The organism is Pseudomonas sp. GD04019 (assembly GCF_029837695.1).
GTDB lineage: Bacteria > Pseudomonadota > Gammaproteobacteria > Pseudomonadales > Pseudomonadaceae > Aquipseudomonas.
Map to the genome: position 1 here is coordinate 99,826 of NZ_JAOEEA010000008.1, position 12,693 is coordinate 112,518.

The 12,693-nt window shown below is 66.2% G+C and carries 12 protein-coding genes; 3 read left to right on the plus strand and 9 right to left on the minus strand.

Annotated features, from left to right (window positions below; genetic code table 11):
* Window positions 1–145 precede the first annotated feature (145 nt).
* The 3 genes from holA to leuS all read right to left on the minus strand — a co-directional run bounded on the left by holA (window position 146) and on the right by leuS (window position 4,532).
* Window positions 146–1,180 carry a DNA polymerase III subunit delta gene (gene holA / locus N7607_RS13945; RefSeq protein ID WP_279866288.1) on the minus strand — a complete coding sequence of 345 codons (1,035 nt, stop codon included), beginning with the start codon at window positions 1,178–1,180 and terminating at the stop codon, window positions 146–148.
* 54 nt (window positions 1,181–1,234) lie between these two features.
* On the minus strand, window positions 1,235–1,846 hold the full coding sequence (gene lptE, locus N7607_RS13950) for an LPS assembly lipoprotein LptE (RefSeq protein ID WP_279866287.1): 612 nt from the start codon (window positions 1,844–1,846) through the stop codon (window positions 1,235–1,237).
* A 73-nt stretch (window positions 1,847–1,919) separates the two neighbouring features.
* Window positions 1,920–4,532, minus strand: a complete 2,613-nt coding sequence (leuS, locus tag N7607_RS13955) for a leucine--tRNA ligase (RefSeq protein ID WP_279866286.1) — start codon at window positions 4,530–4,532, stop codon at window positions 1,920–1,922.
* 192 nt (window positions 4,533–4,724) lie between these two features.
* Here leuS and N7607_RS13960 point away from each other — a divergent pair, with 192 nt between their 5' ends.
* Window positions 4,725–5,174, plus strand: a complete 450-nt coding sequence (locus N7607_RS13960) for a hypothetical protein (protein WP_279866285.1) — start codon at window positions 4,725–4,727, stop codon at window positions 5,172–5,174.
* Between the two features lie 24 nt (window positions 5,175–5,198).
* Window positions 5,199–5,966, plus strand: coding sequence for a YdcF family protein (locus N7607_RS13965; RefSeq protein WP_279866284.1), 768 nt, complete (start codon window positions 5,199–5,201; stop codon window positions 5,964–5,966).
* 87 nt (window positions 5,967–6,053) lie between these two features.
* Here the strand turns inward: N7607_RS13965 and lnt are convergent, their stop codons facing one another.
* The 5 genes from lnt to miaB all read right to left on the minus strand — a co-directional run bounded on the left by lnt (window position 6,054) and on the right by miaB (window position 11,581).
* Window positions 6,054–7,592 (minus strand): apolipoprotein N-acyltransferase, encoded by a 1,539-nt coding sequence (lnt, locus tag N7607_RS13970; protein ID WP_279866283.1) that lies wholly within the window; start codon window positions 7,590–7,592, stop codon window positions 6,054–6,056.
* A 255-nt stretch (window positions 7,593–7,847) separates the two neighbouring features.
* On the minus strand, window positions 7,848–8,684 hold the full coding sequence (locus N7607_RS13975; protein ID WP_279866282.1) for an HlyC/CorC family transporter: 837 nt from the start codon (window positions 8,682–8,684) through the stop codon (window positions 7,848–7,850).
* A 27-nt stretch (window positions 8,685–8,711) separates the two neighbouring features.
* Window positions 8,712–9,170 carry an rRNA maturation RNase YbeY gene (gene ybeY / locus N7607_RS13980; RefSeq protein WP_279866281.1) on the minus strand — a complete coding sequence of 153 codons (459 nt, stop codon included), beginning with the start codon at window positions 9,168–9,170 and terminating at the stop codon, window positions 8,712–8,714.
* A complete protein-coding gene (locus N7607_RS13985) occupies window positions 9,163–10,155 on the minus strand; it encodes a PhoH family protein (protein ID WP_279866280.1) in 993 nt (330 codons plus the stop codon). Before N7607_RS13985 ends, ybeY begins: the two co-directional genes overlap by 8 nt.
* Before the next feature lie 97 nt (window positions 10,156–10,252).
* On the minus strand, window positions 10,253–11,581 hold the full coding sequence (gene miaB / locus N7607_RS13990) for a tRNA (N6-isopentenyl adenosine(37)-C2)-methylthiotransferase MiaB (protein WP_279866279.1): 1,329 nt from the start codon (window positions 11,579–11,581) through the stop codon (window positions 10,253–10,255).
* A gap of 131 nt (window positions 11,582–11,712) precedes the next feature.
* On the opposite strand from miaB, the gene N7607_RS13995 reads away from it, so the two are divergent.
* Complete coding sequence (locus tag N7607_RS13995; protein WP_137975027.1) at window positions 11,713–12,036, plus strand: DUF1820 family protein; 324 nt, start codon at window positions 11,713–11,715, stop codon at window positions 12,034–12,036.
* Window positions 12,037–12,047: 11 nt separating this feature from the next.
* Here N7607_RS13995 and N7607_RS14000 read toward each other — a convergent pair whose 3' ends face one another.
* Entirely contained in the window at window positions 12,048–12,647 is a 600-nt protein-coding gene (locus N7607_RS14000) for a tetratricopeptide repeat protein (RefSeq protein ID WP_279866278.1), read from the minus strand.
* Window positions 12,648–12,693 lie beyond the last annotated feature (46 nt).

Sequence of the window (12,693 nt, forward strand, 5' to 3'; positions counted from 1 at the left end):
AGGGTTTGTAGGGTGGATAACGCGAAGCTTATCCACCGGGACATAACGGCGACACCGCGCTCAGGGCGCGCCCGGGCTGTGCCCGATGGTGGAAAACGCGGCGCGGTTTTCCACCCTACATGGAGTTCTGCCTGCCGGGAGAGCGCTATTCGCTGAGCGGCAGGCGTTGGCCGGCCATCAGCAGGGCCAGACGCGCCAGGCTGCTCCAGGGATCGCCGGCGGCCTGGCCCTTGACCTGGGCGTCGATGCGCTGGGCGTCGATCAGCAGTTGGTTCCAGCGTGCGGCGGTGTGACGCTGCACGGCCTTGCTGATCAGCGGGCGGCGCTTGTCCCAGATCGGCGGCCGGGCGCTGGCGAAGGCCTTCTCCAGGGGAATGCCCTGGCTGAACTGCAGGGCGATGCCGGCCAGCTGGCGCAGCTCGCGGGCCAGCATAACCACGATGAACAGCGACTCCACTCCCTCGCCGCGCAGGCCTTCGAGCATGCGCAGGGCGTGGGCGGCCTCGCCGTTGAGCACGGCGTCGATCAGGCCGAACACGTCATAGCGGGCGCTGTCGGCCACCGCTGCCTGCACGGTGCCGGCGTCGATCTGGTTGCCTTCGGCGAGCAGCTTGAGCTTCTCGATCTCTTGCGCGGCGGCCAGCAGGTTGCCTTCCACTCGCGCGGCGATCAGCTCCACCGCTTCCTGGGTGGCGGCCAGGCCGGCCTGGGACAGGCGCTGGCGAATCCAGCTGGGCAGCTGGCTGGCCTCGATCGGCCAGATCTGCAGGAACTGGCTGTGCTGGCCCTCGATCAGGGCCTTGGCCCACTTGGTCTTCTGCGTGCTGCCGTCGAGCTTGGGCAGGCTGATCAGCAGCACCGTGTCTTCCGGCGGTCGCTCCAGGTATTCGAGGATGGCGGCGGTGCCCTTGTCGCCGGGCTTGCCGTTGGCGATGCGCAGTTCGATCAGGCGCTTCTCGGCGAACAGCGACAGGCTGGCACCGGCCTCATAGAGCTGGCCCCAGTCGAAGCTGGCCTCGGCATGGAATACCGTGCGCTCGCTGAAACCCTGCTGGCGGGTGGCGGCACGGATGGCGTCCTCGGCCTCCTGGCACAGCAGCGGCTCGTCACCGCTGACCACGTAGACCGGGGCCAGGCCGCCTTGCAGGTGTTTGCCGAGTTGCGCGGGATTCAGTTTCATCGAGAGTTGGGCGTCGTCGCTTGTGAAAAGGGCCGGTTGCCCGGCCCTCTCGTCTTACTGCTTGATCGGCAGCTGGATCGGCGACTGCAGCGGCGCCGATTCCTGCTCGGCGCGGCGGGCGGCCGCGGCGGCTTCCGCTTCCGCCTGGGCGCGGGCCTCGGCTTCCTGCTGCAGCTGCTCCAGCTGGGCCGGGGTCAGCAGTTGCAGGCGCAGGGACATCTGCTGGATCAGCTCGCGGCGCATTTCCTGGCGCAGCTGGGCGGATTCCTGGCCGGAGCCGATCAGGTTGTTCTCGTCGTGCACGTAGACGCTCTGCACTTCCAGCTTGTCGCTGAGCAGCAGCAGATTCTTCTCGCCGCGGATCTCGTAGTCGAGGTGGGTGGTCAGCTCGTACTCGGCGCTGCGGGCGCTGCTGGTGACGCTGGCGGTGCGCTGGGTTTCCTGCTCGTTGGCCAGGAACAGGCGGTAGGGCGCGCCGTTGTGCACCTTCACGCCGCTGTTTTCCAGCAGCTGCTTCAGTTGCTTGGCGGTTTCGCCGTAGGCGTTGCGCGCCTGCAGGTCGATTTCCTTGAGGGCGAACTCGGCGGTGCCGGTACCGCGCAGCTGGAAGCCGCAGGCGCTGAGCAGGACGGCCAGACCGATTACCACCAGATTCCGTTTCATCATTCTCTTCTATCCCCTTGGAGAGTCACGGCGCCACGCAGGCATGGCGCCGAGCTTAATCAGTTGGCGAGCGTTTTCAATTGGCCACGATGTTGACCAGCTTGCCCGGCACGACGATGACCTTGCGAATGGTCACGCCCTCGGTGAAGCGCAGCACATTCTCGTTGGCGCGGGCGGCGGCCTCGACTTCCTCGCGGCTGGCACTGGCCGGCACTTCGATCTGGCCGCGCAGCTTGCCGTTGACCTGGATCACCAGGGTCAGGCTGTCCTGCACCAGAGCCGCTTCGTCGACCTGAGGCCACTGCGCGTCGATGATCGAACCGCTCTTGCCCAGTTGCTGCCACAGTTCATGGCAGATATGCGGGGTGATCGGCGCCAGCAGCAGGGCGACGGCCTCCAGGCCTTCCTGCAGCAGGGCGCGGTCCTGGGCGCTGGCGGTCGCGGCTTTTTCCAGCACGTTCATCAGGGTCATCACCTGGGCGATGGCGGTGTTGAACTTGTGGTGCAGGCCGACATCGTTACTGGCCTGCTTGATGGCCAGGTGAATGGCGCGGCGCACAGCCTTCTGCTCGTCGTTCAGGCTGCTCTTGTCGAGCTCGCCCGGCAGGCCGGCGCTGACATGGCTATGGGCCAGGCGCCAGACGCGGCGCAGGAAGCGGTTGGCGCCTTCGATGCCGGCGTCGGACCATTCGCAGCTCATGTCGGGCGGCGAGGCGAACATCATGAACAGACGGCAGGTGTCGGCGCCGTAGGCATCGATCATGGCCTGCGGGTCCACGCCGTTGTTCTTCGACTTGGACATCTTCTCGGTGCCGCCGATTTCCACCGGCAGGCCGTCGCTCTTCAGCTTGGCGCCGATGACCTTGGCCTTGGCGTCGCGTTCGACTTCCACGTCGGCCGGGTTGAACCAGTCCTTGCCGCCATTTTCCAGGGTGCGGAAGTAGGTCTCGGCGACCACCATGCCCTGGGTCAGCAGGTTCTTGAACGGCTCGTTCGAGCTGACCAGGCCTTCGTCGCGCATCAGCTTGTGGAAGAAGCGCGCGTACAGCAGGTGCAGGATGGCGTGTTCGATGCCGCCGATGTACTGGTCGACCGGCAGCCAGTGGTTGGCCGCGGCCGGGTCGACCATGCCGCCGGTGTATTGCGGCGAGGCGTAGCGGGCGTAGTACCAGGACGACTCGACGAAGGTGTCCATGGTGTCGGTTTCGCGCTTGGCCGCGCTGCCGCATTTCGGACAGGTGCAGCTGTAGAACTCGGGCATCTTGGCCAGCGGCGAACCGGCGCCATCCGGCACCACGTCTTCCGGCAGCACGACCGGCAGCTGGTCGTCCGGTACCGGCACGTCGCCGCAGCTCGGGCAATGGATGATCGGGATCGGGCAGCCCCAGTAGCGCTGGCGGCTGATGCCCCAGTCGCGCAGGCGGAACTGGGTCTTGCGCGCGCCGTGGGCGGATGCTTCCAGGTCGGCGACTATGGCGTCGAAGGCTTCGGAGAAGTTCTTGCCGTCGTACTTGCCGGAATTGAGGGTAGTCAGGCCTTCCTTGTCGCCGTACCAGGCTTGCCAGGTGCTGGCGTCGTAGTCCTTGCCTTCGCCGGCATAGACTTGCTTGATCGGCAGGCCGTACTTGTTGGCGAACTCGAAGTCGCGCTCGTCATGGGCCGGCACGGCCATCACGGCACCTTCGCCGTAGCCCCACAGCACGTAGTTGGCGACGAATACCGGCAGCTTGTCACCGGTCAGCGGATGGAGGACGAACTGGCCGGTGGCCACGCCCTTCTTCTCCATGGTGGCCATATCGGCCTCGGCCACGGAGCCGGCCTTGCACTCGGCGATAAAGGCAGCGATGGCCGGATTGCTCTCGGCGGCGCGCTGGGCCAGCGGGTGCTCGGCGGCCACGGCCACGTAGGTGGCGCCCATCAGGGTGTCGGGGCGGGTCGAATAGACTTTCAGCTGGCCGTCGATGCCGATGCTGGCGACGTCGTAGTCGAACACGATGTCGGCGCCGAAGCTCTTGCCGATCCAGTTGCGCTGCATGGTCTTGACCTGTTCCGGCCAGCCAGTCAGTTCGTCCAGGCTACTCAGCAGCTCATCCGCGTAGGCGGTGATCTTGAAGTAGTACATGGGGATTTCGCGCTTCTCGATCAGCGCGCCGGAGCGCCAGCCGCGGCCGTCGATGACCTGCTCGTTGGCCAGTACGGTCTGGTCCACCGGGTCCCAGTTGACGGTACCGTTCTTGCGGTAGATCACGCCCTTCTCGAACAGCTTGGTGAACAGCCACTGCTCCCAGCGGTAGTAGTCCGGCTTGCAGGTGGTGACTTCGCGGGTCCAGTCCACCGCCAGACCCAGGCTCTGCAGCTGGCTCTTCATGTAGGCGATGTTTTCGTAGGTCCACTTGGCCGGGGCCACCTGGTTCTTCATCGCGGCGTTTTCCGCCGGCATGCCGAAGGCGTCCCAGCCCATCGGTTGCAGCACATTCTTACCCTGCATGCGCTGGTAGCGGGCGATCACGTCACCGATGGTGTAGTTGCGCACGTGGCCCATGTGCAGCTTGCCGCTCGGGTAGGGGAACATCGACAGGCAATAGAAGGTTTCCTTGCCCGGCTGTTCACTCACGACAAAGGATTTCTGCGCGTCCCAGTGGGACTGCGCGGCGGCTTCGATTTCACGGGGCGAATACTGTTCGTGCATGGGCTTTCGGCGCTGAAAATGAGGGCTTTCGAGAAGCGCCGTAGCATACATGACCCCCCTCGATTCAGGGAAACCCTGATTACGCGCCTTGCCCAGCCGCTTCGCCGTTTGTCGCGGCGTGCGGCCTCGCCTGCGGCCGGCGCTAAGCTTTGCAGAGAGAGGCGCGATGTAGGTGCCCGGTCGAGGTGATGGATGGCTGAGTTGCGGCGTTCGGAGGTTGGGGGCGGGCTCTATGAGCGGCTGCTACAGCGCCTGGCGCTGGCCCTGGAGGAAGCGGATACCGCCACCCGTCTGCACGAGGTGCCACCGGATGAGTTGGAGCTGCGCGGCCTGACCCCAGCGGAGCTGGAGCTGATCCGCGCCTACCTCGATCGCGATCTCAACTGGCTGCGTGGCTGGCATGCCGCCGCCGAAGAGCTGGCGTTGATCGAGCAGCAACCGACGCGCGCGAGCAAGCCGGCCGGCAAGCTGCCGGGACGGGTGGCGAGCAAGTCGCTGCCGCGCGGCAAGCCGGTGATCAAGAAGCGCCAGCAACTCTGCTGCGCCCTGTGCGGCGCTGTGGCCCAGGTGCAGCGCGGCGAGGGCGTGTTGCCGTGCAACGCCTGCGGTTCCAAGCTGTTCCGGGCGGGGCAACCCCGCTAGTCTTCGCGGGCACTGGAGGTGCCCATGGAACTGCGCTTTATCCTCAAACAACTGATTCTTCCCCCTGGCGGCCTGATGCTGCTGATCCTGCTGGCTTGGCTGTTATGGGCCTGGGCGGGGCGGCCGCGGCTGGCCGTGTTGTGCCTGCTGTTTGGTCTGGGCGGTTTGTGGCTGCTGAGCCTGCCGGTGGTGATGGAGTGGTCGGCGCGGCTGCTGGAGCGCGAGCCGGCGCTGGCCGAGGCGCAGTGGGCCGGGTTGGCGCGGCGGGCCGAGGTGATCGTGGTGCTGGGCTCGGGGCGCGAAGAGGCCGATCCGGCCTGGGGCAGCGACCAGCCCAGCGGCACGGCCATCGAGCGTTTGCGCTACGCGGCGCGGTTGCATCGGGCCTCCGGCTTGCCGCTGCTGATCAGTGGCGGCTTGCACTACGGCCAGCCGCCCAGCGAGGCGGCGATGATGGCCGAGGTGCTGCAGCGCGACTTCGCCGTGGCGACCCGTTGGCAGGAGGAGCGCAGTCGCACCACCTGGGAGAACGCCCAATTCAGTGCCGAGCTACTCAAGGCCCAAGGCGTGAACCGCGTGGTGCTGGTGACCCAGGCGGCGCATATGCCACGCTCGCGTTGGTGCTTCGAGCGCGCCGGGCTGGAGGTGGTGACGGCGCCATTGGGCTTCCTCGGCGTACCCAACGAGCGCCCGCTGGGCGGCTGGCTGCCGGAAGGCAAGGCGCTGTGGCAGAACACCCGGCTGCTCAACGAGGCGATAGGTTTGGCCGTCTATCCGCTGCTCTATCGTTAGGCGCAGTTTTTTTGTGGGAGCGAGCTCTGCTCGCGAACATCGGCAGCCGCGAGGCTCTTCGCGAGCAGAGCTCGCTCCTACATGTCTTCAGGCGCCCTGCAGGGCCATTGCGCGACTTTCGCGGCGGCGGGCGACGAAGGCCCAGCCCAGCAGCAGGCTGCACAGCGCGACCAGCGGCCAGGCGCGCCATTGCAGGTAAGGCGTAAGGCCCTGCATCGGCTGCACTTCGCCGTAGAGAACGGCCTGCTGGAACTGCGGGACCTGCGCGGTGATGCGGCCTTGCGGGTCGATCAGTGCGGTGACGCCATTGTTGGTGGCGCGGATCATCCAGCGCCCGGCTTCCAGGGCGCGCATCTGCGCCATCTGCAAATGCTGCAGCGGGCCGATGGAGGTGCCGAACCAGGTGTCGTTGCTTACCGTCAGCAGCAGGTCGCTCTGCGCGGCCAGGCCGGCGGCGAACTCCGGATAGACCACTTCGTAGCAAATGAATGGCGCGATTTTCAGGCCCTTGGCCTGCAGCGGGCCCTGGTCGGAAGGGCCGCGGGCGAAGTCGGACATGGGCAGGTCGAAGAAGGCGATCAGCCCGCGCAGCAGGTCCTGCAGCGGTACGTATTCGCCGAACGGCACCAGCTTCTGCTTGAGGTAAGTGCCTTCGCCCCAGCCGGTCACGGTGATCGCGTTGTAGTAGCGCTTCTCGCCGCGCTCGTTGCTCTGGCGCACCGGCACACCGGTGATCAGGGTGGCATCGCGGTCCACGGCGACGCGGCCCATCACCTTCAGATAACCCTCGGCGAACTCCTTGAGCACCGGCACCGCGGTTTCCGGCCAGACGATCAGATCCGCCGGTCTGCTGGCCAGGGTCATGTCGCGGTACAGGGCCAGCTGGGCGTCCAGTTGCTCGGGATCCCACTTCATATTCTGTTCGACGTTGCCCTGCAGGGCAGCGACCTTGAGCGGCTCGCCCATGCTGGATGTCCAGGCGTGGTCCTTGAGCGCCAGGCCGGCGATCCAGGGTGCCAGCAGCAGGACGACGCCGGCGGCCAGGCGCGGTTTGTCGCCCAGCAGGCGCGGCAGATTGACCAGCAGCGCGGCGCTCAGGGCCAGGGTCAGCGACAGCAACCACATGCCACCGACCGGCGCCAGGCCGGCCAGCGGGCCGTGCAGCTGGCTGTAGCCCGCGTAGAGCCAGGGGAAGCCGGTGAGGAACCAGCCGCGGAAGGCCTCCTGGGCCAGCCACAGGGAGGCGAAGGCCAGGGCGTCGGTGATCGGCTCGTCGTTGCGGCGCAGCCAGCGGGCCCAGAGCCAGGCGGGCAGGGCGAAGAACAGGGCGACGCCGGCGCAGAAGCCGAAAGTGAGGAAGCCGGCCAGGGCCGGCGAGGCGGCGCCGTAGTCGTGGATGCTGACGTAGATCCAGCTGGTGCCGGCGAGGAACAGGCCGAGGCCGTAGCACCAGCCGCGCAGCAGCGCCTGACGCGGGTTCAGCTCGCGCAGGCCGAGATAGAAGATGGCGATGGCCAGCAGGGCCAGCGGCCAGATATCGAAGGGGGCCAGGGCCAGGGTGGTGCAGGCGCCGCCGGCCAGGGCCAGCAGGTTGCCCGGCCAGCCGGGTTGGGTGATCCAGCGCATCGTGCGTCCTTGATCGGGAATCTGGCGGGCAAGGGTACTGGAAGGGCGGGGAGGCTGGAAGTCGAGCGGCTTGGGAGGGCGAGGTCGGCATCTCGCCCCTGCGGGGGCGTAGGCTAGAACGTAGCCCGGACTTCAGTCCGGGGCATGGCAGCCTGTTTCCCGGACTGAAGTCCGGGCTACGAGCCTATAGCGTGGAGTTGCCTGGGAGGCCCTCACCCCCGACCCCTCTCCCGGCGGGAGAGGGGAGGGTTTGACCTAGCGTTCCAGCGGGGTCAGGCGCAACAGGTGCACCCGACGGCTGTCGGCGTTGAGTACGCGGAAGCGGTACTCGCCGATCTCGGTCACTTCGTTGCGCTTGGGCAGGTGGCCGAAGGCATTCATCACCAGGCCGCCGACGGTGTCGAACTCGCTGTCGGGGAACTCGGTGTCGAAGGTCTGGTTGAAGTTCTCGATCGGCGTCAGCGCCTTGATCAGGAAGTCGCCGGACGGCAGCGGCTTGATGTAGCTGTCCTCCTCGACGTCGTGCTCGTCCTCGATGTCGCCGACGATCTGCTCCAGCACGTCCTCGATGGTCACCAGGCCGGCGACGCCGCCGTACTCGTCGATGACCACGGCCATGTGATTGTGGTTGGCGCGGAACTCGCGCAGTAGCACGTTGAGGCGCTTGGACTCCGGCACGAAGGTGGCCGGGCGCAGCAGATCCTTGATGTTGAACGGCTTGTCGCCACCCAGAATCAGCGGCAGCAGGTCCTTGGCCAGGAGGATGCCGATCACCTCGTCGAGGCTCTCACCGATCACCGGGTAGCGCGAGTGGGCGGAGTCGATGATGGCCGGGAGGAATTCGGCCGGGTTCTGGCTGGCCTTGATGCTGACCATCTGCGAGCGCGGCACCATGATGTCGCGCACCTGCAGGTCGGCGACCTGGATGGCGCCCTCGACGATGGTCAGGGCTTCGCTGTCGAGCAGCTTGTTCTGGTGCGCGTCGCGCAGGACTTCCAGCAGTTCCTGGCGGTTTCTCGGCTCATGAGCAAAAGCCTGGGTCAGCTTGTTGAACCAGGACTTCTGCTCGTTGCTCGATCGGTCTTCGCTCATGGTGTTTCTCGAGGCCTTCTCTGGCAGTTATTCGTCGGCGGCGTAGGGGTCGGGGTGGCCCAGTTCGGCCAGCAATTCCCGTTCCAGCGCTTCCATTTCCTCGGCTTCCTCATCTTCGAGATGATCGTAGCCGAGCAGGTGCAGGCAGCCGTGGATGACCAGGTGCGCCCAGTGCGCCTCCGGCGTCTTGCCCTGTTCGCGGGCCTCGCGCTCGACCACCGGCACGCAGATCACCAGGTCGCCGAGCAGCGGTATGTCGAGGAATTCCTCCGGCACGTCGGCCGGGAAGGACAGCACGTTGGTGGCGTAGTCCTTGTGCCGCCAAGTGTGGTTCAGCTCGCGGCCCTCGGCCTCGTCGACCAGGCGGATGGTCATTTCCGAGTCGGCCTTGCGCTGACGCAGGGCCAGCTCGCACCAGCGGCGCAGCTGCGCCTCGCTGGGCAGGTCGGTGGCGCTGGAGGCGTTCTGCAGGTCCAGTTCAAGCATCGCGCGGGCTGTCCTTGCCGGGCTGGCGCTCTTCGAAGCGCTCGTAGGCCTCGACGATGCGCTGCACCAGGGGGTGGCGCACCACGTCCTTGGGCTTGAAGTGGGTGAAGCTGATACCCGGCACGTCCTTCAGCACTTCCATCACGTGGCTGAGGCCGGACTTGGTGCCGCGCGGCAGGTCGACCTGGGTGACGTCGCCGGTGATCACGGCGGTGGAGCCGAAACCGATACGGGTGAGGAACATCTTCATCTGTTCGAGGGTGGTGTTCTGACTCTCGTCGAGAATGATGAAGCTGTTGTTAAGGGTGCGGCCGCGCATGTAGGCCAGCGGGGCGATCTCGATCACCTGCTTCTCGATCAGCTTGGCCACGTTGTCGAAGCCGAGCATCTCGTACAGCGCGTCGTACAGCGGGCGCAGGTAGGGGTCGATCTTCTGCGCGAGGTCGCCGGGGAGGAAGCCGAGCTTCTCGCCGGCCTCGACCGCCGGACGCACCAGGAGGATGCGTCGCACCTGTTCGCGCTCCAGGGCGTCCACCGCGCAGGCCACGGCCAGGTAGGTCTTGCCGGTGCCGGCCGGGCCGATGCCGAAGTTGATGTCGTTGTCGAGGATGGCCTTGACGTAGCGCTGCTGGTTGGCGCCGCGCGGCTTGATCGCGCCCTTCTTGGTGCGCAGGGTCACGCCGGCGTCGGCCTTGCCGCTGTCCAGCGCTTCCAGGCCGGACTCCTGCAGGTACAGGTGGATCATCTCCGGCGACAGCTCGGCGCTCTTGGTCTCGCGGTACAGGCGGCGCAGCAGGTTCTCGGCGGACTGGGTGTGCTTGCTCGGACCGACCAGTTCGAACTGGTTGCCGCGATTGCGGATCTCGATGGCCAGGCGCTGTTCGATCAGGCGCAGGTGCTCGTCGAATTGCCCGCAGAGGTTGGCGAAGCGGCGTGCTTCGTAGGGTTCGAGGGTGAAACGATGCGGTTCTATGGGAGCGTTCAATGGGGTCCGGTTGCCGCTGTGCGGCGGGAGTGATGATCGAAGGATAACCCCAGGCGCCCGAGGGCGAAAGTTCGGGCGCCCGGCAATCGGCTAGCCGTTAGTCGATAAGGGTGCCGCGCAGCGAGTTGGGCAGTGCCTCGTCGATTTCCACGTCGACGAACTGGCCGATCAGGCGCGGGTTGTCGCAGCGGAAGTTGACGATGCGGTTGTTCTCGGTGCGGCCTTGCAGCTGGCCCGGGTCACGCTTGGCGTAGTCGGTGACGAGGATGCGCTGGCGGGTGCCGACCATCCGTCGACTGATCTCGAAGCCCTGCTGGTTGAGGCGGCCGTTGAGGGTCAGCAGGCGCTGCTTCTTCACCTCGTCCGGGGTGTCGTCCACCAGGTCGGCGGCCGGGGTGCCCGGGCGCGAGCTGTAGATGAAGGAGAAGGAGAAGTCGAAGCCGACGTCCTCGATCAGCTTCATGGTCTGCTCGAAGTCCTTCTCGGTCTCGCCGGGGAAGCCGACGATGAAGTCCGAGCTGATGCAGATGTCCGGCACCGCCGCCTTCAGCTTGCGGATGCGTGACTTGTACTCGAGCGCCGTGTGGTTGCGCTTCATCGCCGACAGCACGCGGTCCGAGCCGGACTGCACCGGCAGGTGGAGGAACTTCACCAGCTGCGGGATATCGGCGTGGGCCTGGATGATGGCGTCGGAGAACTCCAGCGGGTGGCTGGTGGTGTAGCGGATGCGCTCGATGCCGTCGATGGTCGCCACCGCGTAGAGCAGGTCGGCGAAGTCGGCGATGTCGCCGTCCGGGGTCGCGCCGCGGAAGCCGTTGACGTTCTGCCCGAGCAGAGTCACTTCCTTGACGCCTTTCTCGGCCAGCTGGGTGATTTCCAGCAGTACGTCGCCCAGCGGGCGGCTGACTTCCTCGCCACGGGTGTAGGGCACCACGCAGAAGGTGCAGTACTTGCTGCAGCCTTCCATCACCGAGACGAAGGCGCTGGGGCCGTCGACGCGCGGCTCGGGCAGGCGGTCGAACTTCTCGATCTCGGGGAAGCTGATGTCGATCTGCGCCTTCTTGGTGCTGCGCGCGGCGTCGATCATTTCCGGCAGACGGTGCAGGGTCTGCGGGCCGAACACCACGTCGACATAGGGCGCGCGGTCGCGGATGGCGGCGCCTTCCTGACTGGCCACACAGCCGCCGACGCCGATCACCAGGTTGGGATTCTCCTGCTTCAGGGCACGCCAGCCGCCCAGCTTGGAAAACACCTTCTCCTGGGCTTTTTCGCGAATCGAGCAGGTATTCAGCAGGATCACGTCGGCTTCCGCCGGGTTTTCCGTGACTTCAAGGGCCTGGTGTTCACCCAGCAAGTCGACCATGCGCGAGCTGTCGTACTCGTTCATCTGGCAACCGTGGGTCTCGATATAAAGCTTCTTGGCCATCTGCGTGCGTCGGGCTGTTCGGATTGGACCGCGCATTATAGGGGGCGGTCAGCGGCGTTCCTAGCGTTGCCTGTCCGGGCGCTGGTAAGATTCGCGCCCTCGATTTCCAGCCGTCCTCTATCCTCCTTCCTATGAGCAAGCGCGAACCCATCTACAAGGTGATTTTCCTCAACCAGGGCCAGGTGTACGAGATGTACGCCAAGCAGATCTACCAGAGCGATCTGTGGGGCTTCCTGGAGGTGGAGGAGTTCGTCTTCGGCGAGCGTACCCAGGTAGTGGTCGACCCCAGCGAGGAAAAGCTCAAGGCGCAGTTCGAGGGTGTGGTACGCAGCTTCGTGCCGATGCATTCGATCGTGCGCATCGACGAGGTCGAGCGCCTGGGCACACCGAAGATCAGCGAGGCCAGGGGCGGGGGCAATGTGATGCCGTTCCCCATGCCGATGCCGGAGAAGTAGGCGGGTTTGCCTTAAGGGGCGAAGGCCGGGGCCTGCGGGCCGATGCTGGTTCCCGGTGCGCTCGGGGGGCTGAAGCCGGACGGCGCGCCACTGTCGATGTGCTGCAGCTCCAGCAGGTAGCTGCGGAAGATCTGCCCCAGCACCTGGCTGGCGGCCTGCAACTCCTCACGCTGCATGCGCTCGGCCACCTGGTCGGCGCTGTCCATCGCCTCGTCCGAGCCGTTCACCGCCGCCATCTTCAGCACGATGTAGGCCTGCACGTTGTTGGCCGGTACGCCTTCGCCATGGAAGAACATGTTGCCCAGGCGCAGCTGGGCCTGGGCGTTGCCCTGCAGGGAGGATTGTTCGAACCAGTGCAGGGCCTGGGGCAGGTCGCGCGGGGTGCGCTTACCGTCGTAGAAGAATTCGCCGAGTTCGAGCTGGGCCTGTGTATCGCCCTGCTTGGCCATTTCCTGGCAGGCGGCGAGGGCCTGGGGCAGTTCTTCGGGGGAGGCGTTCAGCGAGCAGCGCCCGATGGCGGGCACCAGCAGGGAGTTGTCGCCCGCGCTGGCGAGCAGCGGAGCAACGAGCGACAGGCAGCCCAGGATCAGGGTGCGGCCGGTGCGATTCATGGAAATCCAAGCGCCTCGCGAAACAGACGGGCCTCATGCCCGGCCG